This window comes from Paenibacillus canaveralius (assembly GCF_047238265.1).
GTDB lineage: Bacteria > Bacillota > Bacilli > Paenibacillales > NBRC-103111 > Paenibacillus_F.
Genome location: NZ_JBDFMM010000001.1, coordinates 647,549 through 668,449 on the forward strand (window position 1 = coordinate 647,549; position 20,901 = coordinate 668,449).

Genomic DNA, 20,901 nt, shown 5'->3' on the forward strand with positions numbered 1-20,901 from the left:
CGGCTGTATCGGGCCTTAGTGATAATTAAAACGGGAACGGAAAGTTATACAAGCACGAAAGCGATGCAAGCACGAGAACGAAGCAAGTTCAAAAGCGATGCAAGCACGAGAGCAAAGCAAGTTCAAAAGCGATGCAAGCACGAGAGCAAAGCAAGTTCGAAAGTGATGCAAGTACGAAGTAATGCAAGTACGAGAGCGAAGCAAGTTCGAAAGTGATGCAACTACGAAGTAATGCAAGCACAAATGCGATGCAAGTACGAGAGTGATGCAAGCGCAAATGCAAGGCAAGCCGAAAGCAGCCCAGTATGAAAACATACCAAGCACGAAGCAAACCAAGGGGGTACATCAGATGACAACGAACACTTCTCCGCTGGATTTAACCGGCAAAACGGCTCTGGTCACCGGAGCCGCTTCGGGAATCGGTCTTGCAGCCGCTCAAACACTGGCAGCCAACGGGGCGAAGGTTATGCTGCTGGATATGAACGAAGAGGGCGGACGCGAGGCCGAGCGTCTCCTTACGGCGCAGGGCCATTTCGCCCGATATGTCCCTTGCAACGTTACTCGGGCGGAAGACTGCCAAGCCGCGGTCGAAGCGGCGGTCCGCGAAACGGGTCGGATCGATATCGTTTTCAACAATGCGGGAGTAATCCGGCGTAAATCGGTTGTGGAGCTGACGGAAGAGCAGTGGGATCTCGTGATCGACGTTTCCTTGAAAGGGACTTTCCTTCTGTCCAAATATGCGATCCCCGTCATGGAAAAAAACGGCGGCGGAAGCATTATCAACACGGGCTCGGGCTGGGGGCTTAAAGGCGGCGACCAAGCGGCCGCTTACTGCGCGGCAAAAGCCGGCGTAGTGAACTTGACCCGCGGAATGGCGATTGACCATGGCCCTGTCGGAATCCGCGTAAACTGCGTCTGTCCGGGGGATACAGATACACCGCTTCTGCGTGACGAAGCCAAGCAACTGAGCCGGGACGAGGCAAGCTTCCTCGTAGCTTCCGCGGAGCGCCCGCTGAACAGGCTGGGAACGCCTCAGGACATCGCTAACGCGGTGCTGTTCCTGGCAAGCGGAATGTCCGCCTGGGTTACAGGCTCGGTTCTCGTCGTGGACGGCGGCGGCCTGGCGTAAGCTTTTAGCGGCCGGAGATCATGCCGTTTGATTTTTGAAAGCCTGGACGAAGGGCAATTGCCTGTTCATGTAAAGAGCCGGTAAGGTTACGGCACGGGCGATCCGGGAAGGCGATAAACGGGTAAGGCTGCGGCACGGGCGATCGGGGAAGGCGATAACAGGTAAGCCTGCAGCACGGGCAGATTTCTAACGCTTGCGAATCCTAAGCGCGCTTTAGGGACTGCACGGCGGCCTGTGGGGCCGCCTGAGGCACCGACGGATCAATAAATCTGTGTCACGGGCACAGGAGAAGCTCTTTCGACTTGACATCACACAGGAACGATTTTAACCGTCATGGTACTTTTTATTTTTTCACCAGGATCAAGGATACTAACATTCCATCTTTAAGCAGATACAGGGAGGTTTTCCGATGGCAACCAGGCAGTCTTCATCCCATCCATATATACCGAACACGGTATCCGACGTACAAAAGGACATGCTCCAAGTGATTGGAGCGGCTAGTATCGAAGAGCTGTACCGCATGGTACCGGAATCTTTGCGTTACCGCAGCGAGCTGCAAATCGGTCCGGCCTTGAACGAGTATGAGCTCCAGCGCCACATCGAAACTTTGCTGAACCGCAATCTACATGCCCGGGAGCGGCTTAACTTCCTCGGGGCGGGCTGCTGGCAGCACTACGTGCCTGCGGTATGCGACGAAATCAGCCAGCGCTCGGAGTTCGTGACCGCGTATGCGGGAGAGCCTTACGAGGACCATGGACGTTTTCAGGCGCTGTTCGAGTATCAGAGCCTTCTGGCCGAGCTGGTCGACATGGACGTCGTCAACGTGCCGACATTCGATTGGGCCCAGGCCGCTTCCACTGCCCTGCGCATGGCGGCACGGATGAACGGACGCAGCGAGGTGCTGCTGCCGGCGACGACTCATCCGGACCGGCTGCTTATCATCCGCAACTACCTGTCGCCGCAAATCCGCTGCATCCTCGTCGGCTGTGATCCCGCGACGGGACTGCTGGATCTGGACGATCTGCAGAGCAAGCTGAGCCAGGATACCGCGGCCGTCTATATCGAGAACCCTTCCTATCTCGGTCATATCGAGATTCAAGGGGAAGCGATCGGCAAGCTCGCGAAGGAGGCGGGCGCCGTGTTTGTGGTCGGCGTGGATCCGATCTCGCTGGGCGTTCTTAAGCCGCCTTCCCGCTATGGGGCGGACCTTGTCTGCGGCGATCTTCAGCCCCTCGGCATCCGGATGAACTACGGCGGAGGCCAGGCCGGTTTTATCGCTTCGCGCGACGAAGAAGCTTACGTGATGGAATACCCGTCCCGGCTGTTCGGAATCGCGCCGACTTCTGTGGAAGGCGAGTATGGCTTCGGTGACGTGGCGTATGAGCGGACTTCTTTTGCGAAGCGGGAAAAAGGGAAGGAATCCGTCGGCACGCAGACCGCGTTGTGGGGAATCACGGCAGGCGTCTATCTGGCACTGATGGGACCTCAGGGAATGCTTGAAGTCGGCCAGACGATCGTCCAGCAGGCGGAATACGCCAAGAAGCGGCTGTCCGAAATCGAAGGAGTCAGCATAAAATTCAGCGCATCCACATTTAAAGAATTTGTCATTGATTTCAATTCGACCGGCAAAAGCGTGGCGGAGATCAACAAGCTTCTGCTGGAGCAGAATATTTTCGGAGGCAAGGACTTGTCGGCCGAATTTGCTGAATGGGGACAGTGCGCGCTCTACTGCGTAACGGAAATCCACACCAAGCAGGATATCGATACCCTCACGGAGGCGTTGAAAAAAGTGCTTGGCCGTGCTTGACGCCCCCTTATGCGAACCCTCTGTCAGGGAGCGGGGAAGATGCCGGAGGAATGAGACGCGTGCGCGGCAAACGATCCGGACAAGTAACGGTTATAAAGCGGGATATAGGATCGGATATAAAACTTAGTTGTAAGGACCAGATATAAGGCAGATATAAGACCAGATATAACACCAGGTATAAGACCAGATATAGACCAGATATAAGACCAATCAATAGTACGTACCGGTCGATAGAACGAATTAACGAAAGCGGTTAGTGGAACCAAACTATCGAGGCAGGTAATGGAACAAGCTGATCAAACCGGTAATGGAACGAAGCGATTGAGTTAACTATCAAAGCCAGCAATAAAACCAAGCTGATCAAAACCGGTAACGAAACGAAGCGATTGAGTTAACTATCAAAGCCAGGCAATAAAACCAAGCTGATCAGAACCGGCAACGAAACAAAGCAATTGAGTTAACTATCAAAACCAAGCGATAAAACCAAACGATAAACCAAACGATAGAATCAAGGGATAATACAAGCGATAAAACCAAGCAAAAGAACGAAGCAAAAGAACGAAGCAAAAGAACGAAGCAAAAGAACGAAGCAAAAGAACCACCATAGAACCAACCCATAGAATCAACCACCGATGAGAGGGGATATCGGCACCATGATCAAACGAATCGAACGAAAAAGCAAGGTCCGCAAGTTCCATCAGGCAAAATGGGATGAGCCTGTCATATTCGAACTGCATCGTCCGGGCGAGCGGGGGATTCTGGTACCGGCGGCGGAGCCGGAGGTGGAAGCCGAGGTGGGCGACGGCCTGTCCTCCCTGCCGGCATCCATGCGCAGAGAAACGGCACCGGCCCTTCCCGAGATCGGCCAGGCCAAAGTGCTGCGGCACTATCTGCGCTTGTCGCAGGAAACGCTGGGGTCCGATTTCAACGTTGAAATCGGGCAGGGTACCTGCACCATGAAGTACATTCCACGGATCAACGAGATGCTTATCCGCAGCCCCAAAATGATGGACCTCCATCCGCTGCAAGATCCGGACACTGTGCAGGGCATGCTGGAAATCTACCACGGCCTCGACTTGGCGATGAGGGAAATCTCGGGCTTGGACCGGTTCTCTTTCCAGCCGAGCAGCGGTACGCAGGCGCTTTTCGCCATGGCGTCTATTGTCCGGGCTTATCATGATGCGAACGGGGAAGGAGAGAAGCGCGACGAGATTATCACGACGATCTTCTCTCATCCGTCCCAGGCCGCAACCGCCGCGGTAAAAGGGTACAAAATCATCACCTTGTACCCGGACAAGGACGGCTTCCCGGATCTGGAAGCGCTGAAAAACGCGGTGTCCGAGAGGACGGCGGGTTTTGTCGTGGCGAACCCGGAGGATACCGGAATCTTCAACCCCCGGATCCGCGAATTTACGGACGTCGTGCACGAGGCGGGCGGAATCTGCTTCTACGACCAGGCCAACGCGAACGGGCTTCTCGGCATTGCGCGGGCGAAAGAAGCGGGTTTCGATATGTGCTTCTTCAACCTGCACAAGACGTTCGCGGCGCCTCACATGTGCGGTGGTCCCGCAACCGGTGCACTGGGCGTGACGGCACAGCTGGCGCCGTTCCTGCCGGGTCCCGTCGTGGAATACGACGGCAGCCGTTACAGCTTGAGCGGGGAAACTCAGGAAAGCATCGGCAAAGTGCGGATGTTCCACGGCGTGGCCCAAACGGTGCTCCGCTCGTACGCCTGGATTCGCGCGCTGGGGCCCGAAGGACTGCTGGACGTGGCTAAAACAGCCGTGCTCAACAATAACTATTTGTATGCGAACATTTTGAAAATCAGAGGCGCCAGCGCCCCGTATGTGGAAGGCGGACGTCTGGAGCAGGTACGCTACAGCTGGGAACAGCTGACGAAGGAGACGGGCGTGACGACCGAGGATGTCCAGCGCAGAATGTGCGATTTCGGACTGCATTACTGGACCAGTCACCATCCGTACATCGTTCCGCAGCCGTTCACACTGGAGCCGACGGAATCGTATTCCAAAGAAGATCTCGACGAGTACCTGGATGCGCTGCGCCATATTTCGCAGGAAGCGTACGAAAATCCGGAAATCGTAAAAACCGCTCCTCACAACAGCACCGTTCACCGGATCGACGAATCCAGCTTCGATGATCCCAAGGAGTGGTGCATCACATGGCGGTCTTATCTCAAAAAAACCGCTCCGGCAGGGGCCGCCCGCTAAGGGGTCTCGCGCACGGAAGCGGGGCACCGTACTGACCGCGTTCAGGCTTCGGACCCCGCTGGGTTATATTTCAAATTCCATAGAGCGCGGGGAGGCATGTGCACACAGCCTTCCCGTGCTATAATCATTTTACGGAAGCGCTTACTTTACTGCATGCGGGGGAGATTACGTTGTTTAGACACCTGGGCCTACTGCCGATTCGTTTACGCCGGAGCCTTCAGGGAAAGCTGGTGCTGCTTATTTTGCTGGTCGCCATTATTCCTCTGTTGTCACTGGGTTATGTGCTGTATACCAAGTCTTCGCAAACGATAAACGAGCAGTTCGGGCGCTACGGGGAAAACACGGTATCCCAGCTGCAGGTGCAGATCGATTCGACGCTGGCTCAAATGAAATATACGGTCGGGGATATTTTGTCTTATCTGCTGGATCCTAACTTTACGGTTCTGCATGAAGAGATTCCGACGACCTATTTGGGCTTTAAAGAAGAACAGCAGCTCGAACAGTATATAAAAGCCCATAAAACGCTGGATACGAAAGGTATTTTCATTCTGACGAAGTCCGGCTACTATTACGGCGAGCGTATCGCCAATACGGATCTCGTGGAGGAAAGCCCCTGGTTCGGCGAGGAGCGCACGGGGTACCGGTTCAGCATTTACGAACCCAAGCAGTACAGCGGCACTTCGAACGTTCCGGGTGAAAAAGTGATCGGCCTGCTTTTTCAGATTCATAACCAGGTCGGGGCGCTGGAGGATGCGAGGGTGCTGATAGAAGTAAAAGCCGACAAGCTGCTGGATACGTTCCACGAGTATGAACGGGATACGGGAGCTTTCCTGACCATATCGGATGAAGGGCGCATTCTGTATCAGACGGCGAAGCCCTACACAAAACGTGACGACGATGTCATCTGGACGAAACAGTCGGAGGAGACCGATTGGAAGATCGAAGTACGGACGCCTTACCAGCACTTTTATCAGTCGTCTCTGCTGATCCGGACGTTTACGTTTACGGCCGTCAGCTTGTCCATCTTGCTGGCTTTCGTTCTGGCATACTTCAGTTCGCTGCGTTTTCTCAGCCGGATTAAAAAAATGAAAGATTCCATCCGGGACGTTTCGCTCGGCCGTCTGGAAACGCGGATCGTCGTCGATTCGGAAGATGAAATCGGTCGTCTGGGCCGGAGCTTCAATCACATGGTTGTCCAGCTGCAGGATTTGTTCGGAGAGGTCAAACGGGTGGAGCGGCAGAAAAAAGAAGCGGAGCTCCGGGCGCTCCACCACCAGATCAATCCCCATCTGCTGATCAATACGCTCGCTTCCATCCAGTGGAAAGCGCGGATAGCGGGCAACTCCGAGGTGCAGCAGATGATTCTGCACTTGACCAAGGTGCTCGACGGCAACCTGAATTATACGCGCGAATTGGTCAGCTTGAAGGAGGAACTGGATGTCATTCATCATTATATGAATCTCCAGGAGTACCGGTTCGGCCATGTATTTACCTACCGTATCGATACGGGAGAGCTTGAGCTGGATCAGGTCCGTATCCCGCGGATGACGCTGCAGCCTTTGGTGGAAAATATTTTTTTCCATGCATTCGAGGACGGGGCGGGGATGATTGAAATCAAAGTGCGTGAGCAGGGAAATGCGATCCGGCTGAGTGTTTGCGACGACGGCAAGGGAATGGAACCGGAGACGGCCCGGCAGCTTCTGGCGGGTCCCGGAGAAGCGGTCGGCAGCAAGAAACGCAGCATCGGCATCTATAATGTGGATCAGCGTATCAAGCTGCATTTCGGCGATAAATACGGGCTGGATGTAGAGTCGGAGCCGGGAAAAGGAACATGCATCGGGATTATGCTTCCGAAGGAGGAGGAAACGGAATGAGCGATACGACTATACGCGTACTGATTGCCGACGATGAAGTGATTATCCGCAGGGGGCTGATCAGCACGGTGCCCTGGGAACGATACGGGATGGAAGTTGTGGCGGATGCCCCGAACGGGACCCGGGCCTGGGAGGCATTCCTGGAGCATGAGCCGGAAGTGGTCATTACGGACATCGTGATGCCGGGAATGACGGGAATCGAGCTGATCCGCAAGATCAAGGAATACGAGCCCCGGACCAAAGCGCTCTTGCTCAGCTGTCACCGGGATTTCGAATACGCCCAGCAGGGAATCAAATACGGCGCGTCCGGCTATCTGCTCAAAACCGACTTCAGCGACGAGGAGCTGGGAGACTATCTGGAAGGCTTCCGCAGCGAGCTCCGCAGGCCAGGTCGGCAGGCGCCCGTACAGTCCGGCGGAGCCGAGGCATCCGCCGCGGACCAGTCCGCGGGCGTGGAGGGAGCGCTCCGTGAATGGCTGCACGGCATCCGGGACCGCTTTCCCGCCGAGCTGGAGAAGCTGCTCGAAGGCGAGTGGCGGTGGATGCGCGAGCCGACGGTGCCTTACCTGATCGGCTGCGGCGAGAGCGGCAGCGGCCAAGGAAGCGCTCAGGTTGAAGCCGGGGCAGTCACCAGTCCCGCTGGCGCACACAGTCCCGGAGGAGCAGGTCCAGGCGGTGGAAGCGGCGCGCTCGGCGGAGTACAGCGGGCCGCCGCCGATGCGTCTCGCTCGGACGCTGGGGCGGGCCAGGGAGCGGCAAGCACCTCGGCAGCAGGCAGCCTCGGCGGCCAGAGCTCCCGCCCCGCCGCCGGCAGCGGCGAAGGCACGCGCGCAGGAGCTGGCGCCGAGCAGGCCTCCGGCGCCGGCGCTTGCGGGGCACCCGCATCGGCGTCGCCGGAGGCGCCCGGCGCCACGGCCGCACCCGGCCCGGCAACCTGCGCCGCGCGCTTGGCCTCCGGGCTGGCCTCCGCGGGCCTCTGCGCGGCTGCCGCCCTCAGCGGGCAGCATGTGCTGCTGCTCGTCCCCGAGGGCGAGCGGCAGGCGTGGAACGCCCGCTTGTGCGCGCGCAAAGCGGCGGACCCGCAGCTTCGCTGGACGGAGGGCGCGGCGTTCGCCGGCGCGTCCGGCTGGCTGGCGGAGGTACGCCGCCTGCACGGCCGCATCGAGCTGGAGACACGCCACCGCGTGCGCATCGGCGAATGGCCCGAGCCGATTGCGGCGGCGGTGCGCCTGATCGTCGAGCAGGCGGATTCGCAGCTCTCCGTCGCGGAAGCGGCCCATGAGGTCGGCCTGAGCCGGAGCCATTTCAGCACGCTGTTCAAGCGCGTGGTGGGCGAAAGCTTCGTGGCGTTCACCTGCCGTACGAAGCTCGGAATCGCTTCGGAGCTGCTCGCCACCTCGAAGCTGACGGTACAGGATATCGCGGACCGGGTCGGTATGCCGGATGCGAAATATTTCAGCAAATGGTTCAAGCGCTGCACGGGTCAAACCCCTAGTCATTACCGCACGGAGCGGCGGATGACGGACGCTCGCTAGCCGTTGTGCCGGCGCGGTTTCCCGGAAGGGAAACCTTCTTTTTTGCCCCGGTGACGGAGCGCCGGATAAAAACACCCCCTCGCGCCGGACGTATTGGCACCTTCCCCGGAAGCGGCCCGGAGAGCGGGCAAAGCGGCACTTTTTTTCGGACATTCTTCCGTTTTGAAAACGCTTTATTTGCCGTAAACTGAAGTCAATTCAACGCATTCATCTCATCACACCTAAGATGTTTATGGGGGGAACTTTATGAAAAAGACGCTCGTTCTCGCGCTTACCGGATCCATGGTTACCGCTCTTGCCCTCTCGGGCTGCAGCTCCAAACAGGGAGAAGCCCAAGGGGGAGGAGACGCCGGTGCCGGCGGCAAAGTGACGCTGCGCTTCGCGACCTGGGATACCGGGGATTTGCTCAAAATCCAGGAAACGATCGCCAAAAACTTCGAAGCCAAGCATCCGAACGTCAAAGTGCAGGTCGAGGCATACGGGGACGGATTCGATCAGAAGCTGGCCGCCTCCATCGGAGCCAACAATGCGCCGGATATTATGTACATGTGGGATTTTCCGACGTATTACAAAAACCTCGAACCTCTGGATGAGCGGATGAAAAGCGATGCGACATTGAAGCAGGACGATTTTTACCCGGGACTGTTCAATTACGTCAAGATCGATGGAACCGCTTACGGCATACCGGCAGGGTTCACGACAAGAGTGATGTACTACAACAAAAAGCTGTTTGACGAAGCGGGCGTCCCTCAACCTAAAGAAGGCTGGACATGGGACGAATTCAAAAGCGCCGCCCAGAAGCTGACGAATCCGGCCAAAAAGCAGTACGGCTTCGGAGTCCGTGCGGAGAACGATCCGTACGATCTTCAGGGAATCGTCTGGAGTAACGGCGGCAGCTTTATCTCGGATGACGGCAAAACGATCGAAGGCTATATGAACGGCAAGCCGGCGGTCGAGGCGGTCGGCATGATCGGCGATCTCGTCAAAGCGAAGACGGCCGTGATTGTAGGCGGCAAGAACCAGCAGTCGGGAGACGACATCTTCAAAGCGGGCAAAATCGCCATGTGGGAAAGCGGTATCTGGCCGCTGGACGGCTTCAAGGAAGCGAAGGTCGATTTCGGCACGGTATCCATGCCTGTCTTCCCGGGCAAGCCGGTGAAAGGCGTAATCGCCGAATCCGCGGTCTCGATGTCCAAAAACTCCAAGCACAAGGAAGAAGCGTGGGAGTTCATCAAATATTACGCTTCCGAGGAAGCGATCAAGCTGCGGACGAGCGATCTGCCGGTGCGCAAAAGCGTCGTGGAAGCCAACAAGCTCGACCAGGATCCGATGTATAAGTCGTTCTACACGATGCTTGAAGCAAGCGACAACACCCCGGCTTTCCTGCTCAGCCCGAAATGGAACGAAGTCAACCGCAATTTAACGTCGGCCATCAACGCCATTATGCTGGGACAAAACGCCCAGGAATCGATGGATACGGCCGTACGCGATTCGCAAAAGTTTTTCAAATAACCCGTTAGGGAAACGGAAGTGAGCCCATGCAACCGAACACCTTGCAGATTCAAAAAGGCGTGCGGCGCAGCATCTGGAGAAGAGGCAGGCTAACCCCCTACCTCTTCATTCTTCCCTGGATGATCGGGTTCGTGGCTTTTACGCTCGGACCCCTCCTGTTTTCGCTCGTCATTTCCTTTTTCGATTGGCCCATTGTCGGCGAACGGACCTTTGTCGGCTTCCAAAACTATGTGAATATGTTCACAAATGATCCGTTGTTCTGGCACTCCCTTGGCGTAACGATCCGGTTTGCCGCTATCTTCGTACCGCTCAATCTCGCTATCGCTCTTCTGCTGGCTGTTCTGCTCAATCAGAACGTCCGGGGAAGCGGTATTTTCCGCACCGTGTTCTACCTGCCTTCCGTCATTTCGGGTGTTGCTCTGGCGATGATCTGGGCCTGGGTGTACAGCGGGGAATACGGGATTCTCAATTACTTCCTGTCCCTGGTCGGAATTACCGGACCGGATTGGCTGCGTGAGCCGAACTGGTCGATGATCGCGATGGTCGCCGCAAGCTTGTGGGCGCAGGGTTCCATGATGCTGATCTTCCTGGCGGGATTGAAAAATATCCCCGGTGATCTGTACGAAGCCGCCGAACTGGACGGCGCGGGAGCGCTTAAACGGTTTATCCGCATCACGCTTCCCATGCTGGGACCGACTCTGCTTTTCAACCTGATTACATCGATCATCGCCGCTTTCCAGCAGCTTACGCTCGCTTTGACGCTCACGGGCGGAGGGCCGCTGAATTCGACTTATTTTTACGCGATGTATGTGTACGAGAACGCTTTTAAATATTTCAAAATGGGTTATTCCGCAGCCAACGCCTGGGTGATGTTCGTGATCGTGCTGGCGCTGACGATGATGGTCTTCCGCTCTACCTCCATGTTCGTCTATTACGAGGGTGAACTGAAGAAGAACAAAGCCCGGAAAACGAAGCGCAAAGCGCTGTAAAGACGATTGCGAGGTGAAGACATGAAGAAAGTACTCACATATGCCCTGCTGCTGTTTTTCTCGCTGCTGTTCCTGATGCCGTTCTTCTGGCTCGTTACGACGGCTCTGAAAAGCCCGGAAGAGGTTTACATGTATCCGCCCAAATGGATTCCTTCCGAGCTTCACTGGGAAAATTTCGCTAAAGCGTGGACCATCCAGCCTTTTAATGTGTTTCTGAAAAATTCACTGACCGTTACGGTGCTGTGCAACATCGGCCAGTTGATCTCGTCCTCGCTGGTCGCTTACGGATTCGCGCGGTTCCGGTTCAAGGGCAGGGATACCCTGTTCATGGTCGTGCTCGCCACGATGATGATCCCGTGGGACGTTACGATGATCCCGCTTTACATGGAGTTTAATTTCCTGGGCTGGATCAATACGCTGAAACCTTTGATCGTCCCGTCCTGGTTCGGCTCGGCGTTTTATATTTTCCTGCTGAGGCAGTTTATTATGACCATTCCGACGGAGCTTGAAGAGGCGGCGAAAATCGACGGGGCGGGGGATCTGAAAATTTTTACGAAAATCATCATTCCCCTGATGTTCCCGGCGCTCGTGCTTGTCAGCGTCTTCAATATGCTGGACACGTGGAACGATTATCTCGGACCGCTCATTTTCCTGAACGATGCGAGCATGTATACGCTGACGCTGGGTCTGGCGCAATTTAAAGGAATGTTTGGCGTCGATATGACCTCGGTTATGGCCGTAACGACGATCATCTGTCTGCCTCCGCTTGCAGTGTTCTTCCTTGCTCAGCGGTATATCGTGGAAGGGATTTCGATGACAGGCATCAAGTAAGGCCGATGTTCCTTTGAAGCCGGAATGAACGATAACAAGGCTAAAAGCTATCAAATTCAAAACGGCAAGCAGGGAAGTTAACCCGCAAGTTTCGGACAGCAAGGAGATTGGACAGATGTGTTTAGTTTTCGCAGCAGCACTACAAGCATGACAACCGGAGTCCGGCGGTTTCTGGCGACGGAAGCGCTGTACGGAATCGGAATCGGGCTGTATTCACTGGCCCTGAATCTTCACCTGCTGTCGCTTGGTGCAAGCGGAGGCCAGATCGCAAGCATTTCCGCCGTGGGTATTCTGATCATGGGGATCGGTGCGCTGCCCGCCGGGATGCTTGCGGGAAAAATCGGCCGCAAGCCCATGCTGTTGGCGGGCTCGATGCTCGTGGCCGCGGGAGCGGCCCTGTTCGCTGCCGGACGCAGCCTGCCGGTCTGGTATGCGGCCCAGGCGGTCGCGTCAGCCGGATTTATGTGTATCGAGACGACGGAAATCCAACTCTTGTTCCGGTACTGCCGTTCCCGCCGAGAGGAGAGCCGGGCTTTTCACGGGATGTTCGCCGTGTTTACCGCGTTTACGGGTCTCGGCAATCTGCTCGGGGGCATACTCTCCCGGGCGGACGCTTCGGCAGCAGGCCATGCCCCGTCGCTCTATGCTTCCGCGGTATGCATCGCGGTGCTGTCTCTGCTCCGCCTGCGGCTTCTGCCGGCGGAACGGGCGGCGGAAAGCGGCAGCGATGGCGGAGAGGCTTCGCCGGCGGCAGGCGGTCCCGGGGTCGATGACCTTTCGGCACCGGCGGTATCCGGTAGCGGACTGCGTCCCGGAGCCCAAGCCGCTGCGGGAGCCGCAAACGGTGACTACGATGCAGCGGAAGCGGGCAGCAGGGGCCGTGACATCACGAATAAAGGTCCCGGAGACGGTGAACTTCCGGTACCGGCGTCAGCAGCGAAGACAGCCGAAAGCGGCACATACGCACCGGCCGACAGGGACGCGGTAAACGGGAGCGCGTCCGAAGCAAAGGATGCCAACCGTAACCGTGTCAGCGCTGATGCGGCAGCCGGAAACAGCGGCGAAGGGGAGAGACACGCGCTCCGCAAAGACCTGGCGAATACGCCTATACCCGGAAACAGCGACGCCGAGGAGCGGCATACGTCTCACAAGAGTCCGGAGAAGCCGCCCCTGTCACGCGGAAAGCGGCCCTTGGAATCCCTGCCGCTTATGCCTCAGGCAATCCGCAGGCTGCTCCGCAACCGCTCGCTCTGGCTGCTCGCCTCCAACGCCTGCCTGATCGGATTCGTCTTCTCGTTCATCGGCCCGTTTATGAACGTGTATCTGAAATTCCGGGCGGCTTGGGGAGACGATCTGATTTCATACGTGTACACGGTCAACGGGCTCGTCCTGTTTGCCGCGTCGCTGGCCGCTCCCAAAATCATGGAGCGCTGGGGAGCCAAAGCCGCCTTTACAGGCGCGTTCCTCGGCAACGCGGGACTGGCTTTACTGCTTCTGATTGCGCAGCCGGCGCCGGTCTTCGCGGCCCTGCTCGTTCTCCGCAGCGGCAGCTTCTCGCTGCTCGGCAATCTCGTCGACAGTGAAACCATGTCCTCGCTGCGCGAAGAGGACCGCAATTTGTATGCGGGGATGCGGGCCGTTTTCCGCTGTGTCGGTTCGTCTCTGTCGACGATGACGGCGGGTTTTTTTATGAATGCAGGCGATTATCACACTCCGTTTCTTATTGCGGGCGTGCTGCTGATCGTGAATTATATCTATTTCCGCAGCCGAGTGCTGCCTTTGATCACCAAACGCGACGACAATCTAAGGGGTGAGCCCCAAGCAGGAGGAGCATAGACATGAAGGAACTACATTTGCAGCGGCGGGATTGGGAAAATCTCGACGTGCTTGAGCGGGACCGCCTGCCGGCCCGGGCCAGTTTTATTCCCTACGGAGAAGAAAAAAAAGCTCTTACTTACGCCGAAGAACGTTCGGACCGGACGCTGCTTCTAAACGGCACGTGGGCTTTCCGTTACACGAATTCGCCCGAGGAAGCGCCGGCGGGATTTTATGAGCCGGAGTTCGACGCGGCCGCCTGGGACCGCCTTCCCGTGCCGAGCTGCTGGCAGCTTCACGGATACGGAGCCCCCCATTACACGGATTTGTATTATCCGTTCCCGGTCGATCCTCCGCGTGTTCCCGCGGCTAATCCTACGGGCAGCTACCGGAGAGAGTTTACCCTGCCTGCAGGTTGGACGGACAAGGACGTGGTCATCCGGTTTCACGGAGTAGACAGCGCCTGCAACGTCTGGCTGAACGGGGAGTACGTCGGATACAGCGAAGGAAGCAGGCTGACGGCGGAATTTGATTTATCGCCTTTTATACGCGGCGGCCGGAATGTTCTTGCCGTGCAGGTGTATCAGTGGTCGGCAGGAAGTTACCTGGAAGACCAGGATATGTGGTGGCTCAGCGGCATATTCCGCGATGTCGTTCTTGTGGCCCGGCCGAAGCTGCATCTGCAAAATGTCCGGGTACACGCCGGGTTGGATGAAGCATGCAGAAACGGACTTCTCAGCGTGAAGGTGGCGGTAGCGAATGCCGCGGATACGGCTTCCCGTTCGTTCACTCTGGTCTGGAAACTCCGGGACCGTGAAGGCAGCCTCATCGTCTCGGGGGAAGAAAGCGGGACCGCAAACAACGGGGAAAGTGACGGCGCCGCCGAAAACGGGAAAGAGCGGTCACTTGCGATTGAAGCGGAAATCAAGGAACCCCGCCAATGGTCCGCGGAAACGCCTTATTTATACGACCTGATCGTCACTCTGCTGGACGAAGAAGGGAAAGTACTTGAAACGACAGCGCTGAAAACCGGTTTCCGCCGCATCGAGGTCAAAGGCGGTCTCATGCTCGTAAACGGGAAAGCGATTCGTCTGCGCGGCGTGAACCGTCACGATCATCATCCCGATACGGGCAGAACCGTTACACCGGAGACGATGGAGCAGGATATCCGCATGATGAAACAGCACAACATCAATGCGGTGCGGACGGCCCACTATCCGAACGATCCGCGCTTTTACGACTTGTGCGACCGGTACGGCCTGTATGTCATGGACGAAACCGATTTGGAGACGCACGGCTTCGAGCTGATCGGGGACGCTAACCGGCTCAGCGGCGATCCCGCCTGGGAACATGCTTATGTGGACCGGATGCGGAGAATGGTCCTGCGGGACGAAAATCATCCTTCGATTATCATGTGGTCACTCGGCAATGAATCCGGCTTCGGCTGCAATCACGAGGCGATGTACAAATGGTGCCGCTCTTACGATTCCACGAGGCTCGTTCACTACGAAGGAGACCGTGAAGGAAAAGCCTGCGATGTGTTCAGCACGATGTACTCGTCTCCCGAGAAAATGCGCGGGTTCGGGGAAATGAAGGAGCTGGACAAACCGCATATCTTGTGCGAGTACGCCCATGCCATGGGGAACGGTCCCGGCGGGCTCGAACACTATGAGGAACTGTTCAGAACATATCCGAGGCTCCAGGGCGGATTCGTTTGGGAGTGGATCGATCACGGACTGCGGCGGAAAAAAGCGGATGGCCGCGAATATTTCGCTTACGGCGGGGATTACGGCGATCAGCCGAACAACGGCAACTTTTGTATCGACGGACTTGTCACACCTGACCGCACGCCGTCTCCGGGTCTTTTGGAGTACAAGAAAACGATCGAACCGATATCTGTTGAGATCTCCGGATGGGAACCGGGCAAAAACCAAGGCAGCGCCGATCTGGTTATCCGGAACCATTACGATTTTATTTCCCTGCAAAATTTCCGCTGCACGTGGAAGCTGGAGGCGGACGGCCGCCTCGTCTGCGGAGGCCAGGCCGAGCTGCCGGACCTGGCTGCCGGAGAAGAAGGTACTCTTCGCATCGTTCTTCCCGTGCTGCCTGCAGACGAAGAAGGCTCCGCCGAATACTGGCTGACCGTGCGCATCGTGCTGGCCTCACCGGCAGCCTGGGCGGAGGAAGGCCACGAGATTGCGTGGGCGCAGTTCCCGCTTCATGCCGTCTCCGAGAAGATGACGGGGGACCTAAGAGCGTCCGGGGAGCCGGAGCGTGATGCGACCGGGGCGGTGCTAAACTCCGCCGTCGCTTCTTCCACGGGAGCCTCTGCAAATCATGCAGACTCTCAAGCCGGATCTGTGGGGACATCCGCAGGTGCCCGCGGGAACGCAGCCGAACCGGCGGCTTTAAGCGGGGCTGCGGCGTCCGGCATGGCGGCAGCCGCTCCGCAGGAGGCGCTTGGGCAGCATGATGCTGCCCGGACCGCCGCCGCTGACGCCATCCGGGTCGAAGAAGCGGACCGCGAGCTCACCTTGACGGGAGCGGATTTCACGCTCGTCTTCGACCGCCGCCGGGGACGCATCGCCTCCTGGCGGCATGCGGGCAACCCGGTGATCGCCGAAGGCAGCGGACCGCGGCTCGCCCTGTGGCGCGCCCCGATCGACAACGACATGTACGTTGTCGCCGACTGGCGCAAGGCGTGCGTGCATATGGCGGCCGACGATGTGCGCGGAAGCGGCTGGGAGCGCCTCACGGACGGCTCCGTCCGCGTGACCGTTTCCATCCGCACGGCACCGCCGGTGTACGCCTGGGGCTTCGCCTGCACGTGGGTCTACACCGTTCGCGCCGATGGAACGGTGGACCTGTCCGTGCAGGGCGAACCGGACGGCACGCCGCCTGAGATGCTCCCCCGCATCGGCCTGCGGATGGAGCTGCCCGGCAGCACCGACCGCGTGACCTGGTACGGGCTCGGTCCGGGAGAATCTTACCCGGACAGCAGACAAGCGGCGCGGATGGGCTTGTACGACTCGGCGGTCGACGACCTGCGCTTCCCGTACGTCAAGCCGCAGGAAAGCGGCAACCGTTCCGACGTGCGCTGGGCATACCTGCGCGGCGTGCAGGGCTCCGGGCTTATGGCGGCCGGCCGGCCGGCCTTTGACTTCGGAGCCAGCCGCTACACGCCGGAGGACCTAGAAGCGGCCCCGTACGAATGCGATCTGATTCCGCGGGATTTTGTGACGCTTCACCTGGATTACAAGCAAAACGGGCTGGGCAGCAACAGCTGCGGACCGAAGCAGCTTCCGCCGCATGTGCTGGAACCGCAGGCTTTTCAGTTTGCGGTAAGGCTTAAGCCGCTAGCCGGCGATGCGCATCCTGAACAGACAGCTGAGGATCTTCGCTCCGGCGGCTTAAGCTGAGCAAGCCCCCTTTCATACCAAACACGTCCTATGCTCCTGTGAGCAAGGGCGTGTTTTTTTCGTCCATAACCATTAATGTGCTGCCTGCGTTTACTTTGGATAAGAGGGTCTCGGCAGGCTGTCGCGCATTGCCGTAACACGTGCCTGTGATTTGCGCGATGTCGGAAAATTAAGGTCATGTACCCATCGTGAATTTGAGGCAGCTCGCGGTTCACGTCATTACAAGACGCGGCTTAACACAACCACTATGAAAGTCTTGCCCACGAAAGCGAATTTATGTTCCTGTATCATGTTCATAGACATGAATCTAGTGATCCGGATACGGCCTCAGCTTTTTAAGCATGAACACCGAAATCCTTGATTTTTCGGGGAAAAACGCGGTTTTAATCGTCAGAAAAAGCATGCCCATATAGCGGAAATTTCTAGGATATTTTGGATAGAAGAAAAAGCTTGTAATCTTTTAAATTTCTGATACAATAATCCTTGTCGCCAAAAAAGACAAACATCATGGCCCGTTGGTCAAGGGGTTAAGACACCTCCCTTTCACGGAGGTAACAGGGGTTCGAATCCCCTACGGGTCATTCTATTCCTACTACAAAAGATGGACGCTTAGCTCAGCTGGGAGAGCATCTGCCTTACAAGCAGAGGGTCGGCGGTTCGATCCCGTCAGCGTCCACCATCCAGATTTTATGAGTCCGACCATCATAATTTTCCTGGGATGAGGGAATACTACTTGGAGCTGTGGTGTAGAGGCCTAACATGCCTGCCTGTCACGCAGGAGACCGCGGGTTCGAATCCCGTCAGCTCCGCCATTTAAGTTTTACAACCGTTCATCGATCCCGCATATTCCGATTGGGTTGGTGCAAACCATGCAAGGCTCGGTAGCTCAGTCGGTAGAGCAGAGGACTGAAAATCCTCGTGTCGGCGGTTCGATTCCGTCCCGAGCCACCATTTAGACAACCTTATATGCCGTTGTAGCTCAATTGGTAGAGCAACTGACTTGTAATCAGTAGGTTGGGGGTTCAAGTCCTCTCGACGGCACCAGTTTCATGGAGGCTTAGCGAAGTGGCCAAACGCAGCAGACTGTAAATCTGTTCTCTGACGAGTTCGGTGGTTCGAATCCATCAGCCTCCACCAGTTTTTAAGAGCCATTAGCTCAGTTGGTAGAGCACCTGACTTTTAATCAGGGTGTCGAAGGTTCGAGTCCTTCATGGCTCACTTTTCAAGTGTCTTATGCGGTCGTGGTGGAACGGCAGACACGCTATCTTGAGGGGGTAGTGCCCAATGGGCGTGAGGGTTCAAATCCCTCCGACCGCACCATCAAATCCTCATGCGGACATGGCGGAATTGGCAGACGCGCTAGATTCAGGTTCTAGTGGTGTAACAGCCGTGGAGGTTCGAGTCCTCTTGTCCGCATCACGCATCAACAACGAAGAAAGCCTTGAGCAATCAAGGCTTTTTTTGTTTTTTCTTTAAACGGCAGGAATAGGATAAAGAGGTTTGTTTTGTTTGTTTTCGTTCGAATGAACATTTTCATACCTAAAGGGAAGTGCTTTCTGTTATAATGTAAAGAGGAAGAAGCCTTCTTATTATAAAAGTTCGTAAGCGGGTCATTTTCCGGTAAGGACTCTAAGATGAGATACAAACCTTTGCATTCCTCCCCTAAGGATTCTGCTGCGCATCCGTGTGCGAACGAGGTCTTTTTCGGGAAGCAAATAAACAAGCATGGCCGGGTGCCGCCTGTGGATAATGCCTGAGCCTGCAAGAATCTAACGGCGAGGTGGATGAACGATGGAGCAAGGCAAGGAGCAGTCCCCTATTTATCCGGATGTGGTGACTTTCGGGGAGTCGATGGCTCTACTGATGCCCGATTCAGGAAAAGGAATTGAATATTCACCGCAGCTCACCGCTTCGTTCGGGGGGGCCGAAAGCAACGTGGCGATCGGTCTTGCACGGCTCGGGCATCGTGTCGGATGGTTCGGACGCTTGGGGAAAGATCCCTTCGGCCGGATGGTGGTCAAAAAAATACGCGGCGAAGGCGTGGACGTCTCCAGAGCCGTGCTTTCGTCCGAGGCGCCGACGGGGCTGATGCTTCGTGAAGCGGTATCGGGTAAAGCCTCCGTCTACTATTACCGTAAAAATTCGGCCATGAGCCTCATGAAGGCGGACGATCTCGATGAGGATTATATAGCTCGAGCCAAAATTTTGCATATAACCGGCATCACGCCCGCGCTGAGCGAAAGCTGCAAAGAAGCGGTCATCGCCGCTGTCCGCACGGCCAAACGGCACGGGGTGAAAGTCTGCTTCGATCCGAACCTGCGGCTTAAGCTGTGGGGAATCGGAGAAGCCAGAGAGACTTTGCTTGCCCTCGCGGAGGAGGCCGATTATTTTCTACCCGGTCTGGATGAGCTTCAGCTCCTTTACGAGACGGAAGATTTTGACGGGATTGTCGGGAGGCTGAGCAAGCTTCGTGCCGTGACCGTGCTTAAAGGCGGCGACAACGAAACGTTCCTGATCGAGGGCGGCCGGGTGGCCTCCGTTCCTTTTGTTAAAGCGGAGCGGGTCGTTGACACGATCGGAGCCGGAGACGGTTTCTGTGCCGGTTTCCTGTCCGGCATTCTGCAGGGCAGAAGCCACCTGGAGGCGGTGGAACTGGGCAGTCTGCTCGGCTCGCTGGTCGTTCAGGCTCCGGGAGACTGGGAGGGCCTGCCGACGCGTGAGGAAGTCGATGCCGTGCTTCAGGGAAGTCGTCATATCGAGCGCTGAAGACGGCCGCGGCGCTTGCAGCCGCCGAGTATAGGGGCGGACGCCAGCCAAGATAGAGGCGAATCCGCAGTGACTGAATTGCGGAAACTGATTTTACCGATAGAGAGAGGATGAACTGACCCCATGAAAAAAATACAGCTGATTAAAAAAATTACGGAACAAGGCGTAGTCGCCGTTCTGAGAGGCAAAACGCCGGACGAAGTCGTCGAAGCCGCCGAGCAGGCCATCGAAGGCGGCATTAAAGTCATCGAAGTGACGATGACGGTGCCGTTCGCGCTCCAGGCCATTGAAAAACTCGCCAAGACCTACAGCAGTACGACGCAGGACGCGTCCAAATTCGCGATTATCGGTGTAGGTACCGTTCTGGACCCGGAAACGGCGAGAGCAGCCATTCTAAGCGGCTCGGAGTTCGTGGTAGGGCCTTCCCTGAATCCGGCGACCGTGGCGCTCTGCAACCGGTACCGCGTGCCGGTAATGCCGGGCACGATGACCGTCAAGGAGATCCAGGAAGCGCTGGAGCTGGGCGTAGACATCGTGAAGCTGTTCCCGGGGAACTTGTACGAGCCGTCCGTGATCAAGGCGATCAAAGGGCCACTGCCGCAGGCTAACATCATGCCGACCGGGGGCGTGTCCCTCGACAATCTTGCCGATTGGATCAAAGCGGGAGCGGTCGCCGTCGGAATCGGTTCGGACCTGACGACGGAAGCGTCCAAAACCGGCGATTTCAGCCTGATCGCGAAGAAAGCGGCCCAGTACACGCAGGCTTTCAAAGAAGCGAAAGCGGCTCTTTCTTAAGGCAACCGGCGTGTAGGATGTGCGGAGCCGGTTGAACGGCGTGTTCATGTGCCTCTATCCAGCGCGTCCGGAGCTTTGCATGGTATGAAGAGAGCAGATTGGGAGCTTTTGCGCGATGTGTTGACCATCGTCATGTGACGTAAGCACCGATAGAGCAGGCTAGTCGTGCCATTCAGGCGAAGAAGAAGGATCGGAGAAGCC

The 20,901-nt window shown here is 56.9% G+C and carries 12 protein-coding genes and 9 tRNA genes; all 21 read left to right on the forward strand.

The features are described 5' to 3' along the window. Positions 1-349 precede the first annotated feature (349 nt). The 21 genes from ABC395_RS02920 to ABC395_RS03020 all read left to right on the forward strand — a co-directional run bounded on the left by ABC395_RS02920 (position 350) and on the right by ABC395_RS03020 (position 20,700). A complete protein-coding gene (locus tag ABC395_RS02920; RefSeq protein WP_413000578.1) occupies positions 350-1,129 on the forward strand; it encodes an SDR family NAD(P)-dependent oxidoreductase in 780 nt (259 codons plus the stop codon). 409 nt (positions 1,130-1,538) lie between these two features. Continuing rightward, positions 1,539-2,936, forward strand: a complete 1,398-nt coding sequence (gcvPA, locus tag ABC395_RS02925) for an aminomethyl-transferring glycine dehydrogenase subunit GcvPA (protein ID WP_413000579.1) — start codon at positions 1,539-1,541, stop codon at positions 2,934-2,936. 653 nt (positions 2,937-3,589) lie between these two features. Beyond that, a complete protein-coding gene (gene gcvPB, locus ABC395_RS02930) occupies positions 3,590-5,164 on the forward strand; it encodes an aminomethyl-transferring glycine dehydrogenase subunit GcvPB (protein WP_413000581.1) in 1,575 nt (524 codons plus the stop codon). A gap of 170 nt (positions 5,165-5,334) precedes the next feature. After that, a complete protein-coding gene (locus ABC395_RS02935) occupies positions 5,335-7,038 on the forward strand; it encodes a cache domain-containing sensor histidine kinase (RefSeq protein WP_413000583.1) in 1,704 nt (567 codons plus the stop codon). Further along, a complete protein-coding gene (locus ABC395_RS02940) occupies positions 7,035-8,573 on the forward strand; it encodes a response regulator transcription factor (RefSeq protein WP_413000585.1) in 1,539 nt (512 codons plus the stop codon). The genes ABC395_RS02935 and ABC395_RS02940 overlap by 4 nt, the downstream gene beginning before the upstream one ends. A 246-nt stretch (positions 8,574-8,819) precedes the next feature. Beyond that, complete coding sequence (locus tag ABC395_RS02945) at positions 8,820-10,085, forward strand: ABC transporter substrate-binding protein (protein ID WP_413000586.1); 1,266 nt, start codon at positions 8,820-8,822, stop codon at positions 10,083-10,085. A gap of 26 nt (positions 10,086-10,111) precedes the next feature. Further along, positions 10,112-11,074 (forward strand): carbohydrate ABC transporter permease, encoded by a 963-nt coding sequence (locus ABC395_RS02950; protein ID WP_103998160.1) that lies wholly within the window; start codon positions 10,112-10,114, stop codon positions 11,072-11,074. 21 nt (positions 11,075-11,095) lie between these two features. Next, complete coding sequence (locus ABC395_RS02955; RefSeq protein WP_413000588.1) at positions 11,096-11,905, forward strand: carbohydrate ABC transporter permease; 810 nt, start codon at positions 11,096-11,098, stop codon at positions 11,903-11,905. 117 nt (positions 11,906-12,022) lie between these two features. Beyond that, positions 12,023-13,741, forward strand: a complete 1,719-nt coding sequence (locus ABC395_RS02960) for an MFS transporter (RefSeq protein WP_413000590.1) — start codon at positions 12,023-12,025, stop codon at positions 13,739-13,741. Positions 13,742-13,743: 2 nt separating this feature from the next. Continuing rightward, on the forward strand, positions 13,744-17,139 hold the full coding sequence (locus tag ABC395_RS02965; protein ID WP_413000592.1) for a glycoside hydrolase family 2 TIM barrel-domain containing protein: 3,396 nt from the start codon (positions 13,744-13,746) through the stop codon (positions 17,137-17,139). Positions 17,140-17,648: 509 nt separating this feature from the next. After that, positions 17,649-17,720 (forward strand) — tRNA-Glu (locus ABC395_RS02970). Positions 17,721-17,742: 22 nt separating this feature from the next. Further along, positions 17,743-17,818 (forward strand) — tRNA-Val (locus tag ABC395_RS02975). A gap of 56 nt (positions 17,819-17,874) precedes the next feature. Further along, a tRNA-Asp gene (locus tag ABC395_RS02980) sits at positions 17,875-17,951 on the forward strand. A 63-nt stretch (positions 17,952-18,014) separates the two neighbouring features. Then, positions 18,015-18,090: transfer RNA gene (locus ABC395_RS02985), tRNA-Phe, on the forward strand. Between the two features lie 17 nt (positions 18,091-18,107). Next, positions 18,108-18,183: transfer RNA gene (locus ABC395_RS02990), tRNA-Thr, on the forward strand. A gap of 7 nt (positions 18,184-18,190) precedes the next feature. Then, positions 18,191-18,276 (forward strand) — tRNA-Tyr (locus ABC395_RS02995). An 8-nt stretch (positions 18,277-18,284) separates the two neighbouring features. Further along, positions 18,285-18,357 (forward strand) — tRNA-Lys (locus tag ABC395_RS03000). A gap of 17 nt (positions 18,358-18,374) precedes the next feature. Beyond that, positions 18,375-18,459, forward strand: a tRNA-Leu gene (locus ABC395_RS03005). Positions 18,460-18,471: 12 nt separating this feature from the next. After that, a tRNA-Leu gene (locus tag ABC395_RS03010) sits at positions 18,472-18,555 on the forward strand. 375 nt (positions 18,556-18,930) lie between these two features. Beyond that, a complete protein-coding gene (locus ABC395_RS03015) occupies positions 18,931-19,905 on the forward strand; it encodes a sugar kinase (protein WP_413000594.1) in 975 nt (324 codons plus the stop codon). Positions 19,906-20,028: 123 nt separating this feature from the next. Further along, positions 20,029-20,700, forward strand: a complete 672-nt coding sequence (locus ABC395_RS03020) for a bifunctional 2-keto-4-hydroxyglutarate aldolase/2-keto-3-deoxy-6-phosphogluconate aldolase (protein ID WP_413000596.1) — start codon at positions 20,029-20,031, stop codon at positions 20,698-20,700. Positions 20,701-20,901 lie beyond the last annotated feature (201 nt).

Excerpts from the sequence above, each read along its gene's own strand:
- ABC395_RS03015 (WP_413000594.1), top strand. The coding sequence starts at position 18,931 with ATGGAGCAAGGCAAGGAGCAGTCCCCTATTTATCCGGATGTGGTGACT.
- ABC395_RS02950 (WP_103998160.1), top strand. The coding sequence starts at position 10,112 with ATGCAACCGAACACCTTGCAGATTCAAAAAGGCGTGCGGCGCAGCATC.
- gcvPB (WP_413000581.1), top strand. The coding sequence starts at position 3,590 with ATGATCAAACGAATCGAACGAAAAAGCAAGGTCCGCAAGTTCCATCAG.
- ABC395_RS03020 (WP_413000596.1), top strand. The coding sequence starts at position 20,029 with ATGAAAAAAATACAGCTGATTAAAAAAATTACGGAACAAGGCGTAGTC.
- ABC395_RS02955 (WP_413000588.1), top strand. The coding sequence starts at position 11,096 with ATGAAGAAAGTACTCACATATGCCCTGCTGCTGTTTTTCTCGCTGCTG.
- ABC395_RS02965 (WP_413000592.1), top strand. The coding sequence starts at position 13,744 with ATGAAGGAACTACATTTGCAGCGGCGGGATTGGGAAAATCTCGACGTG.
- ABC395_RS02920 (WP_413000578.1), top strand. The coding sequence starts at position 350 with ATGACAACGAACACTTCTCCGCTGGATTTAACCGGCAAAACGGCTCTG.
- gcvPA (WP_413000579.1), top strand. The coding sequence starts at position 1,539 with ATGGCAACCAGGCAGTCTTCATCCCATCCATATATACCGAACACGGTA.
- ABC395_RS02940 (WP_413000585.1), top strand. The coding sequence starts at position 7,035 with ATGAGCGATACGACTATACGCGTACTGATTGCCGACGATGAAGTGATT.
- ABC395_RS02945 (WP_413000586.1), top strand. The coding sequence starts at position 8,820 with ATGAAAAAGACGCTCGTTCTCGCGCTTACCGGATCCATGGTTACCGCT.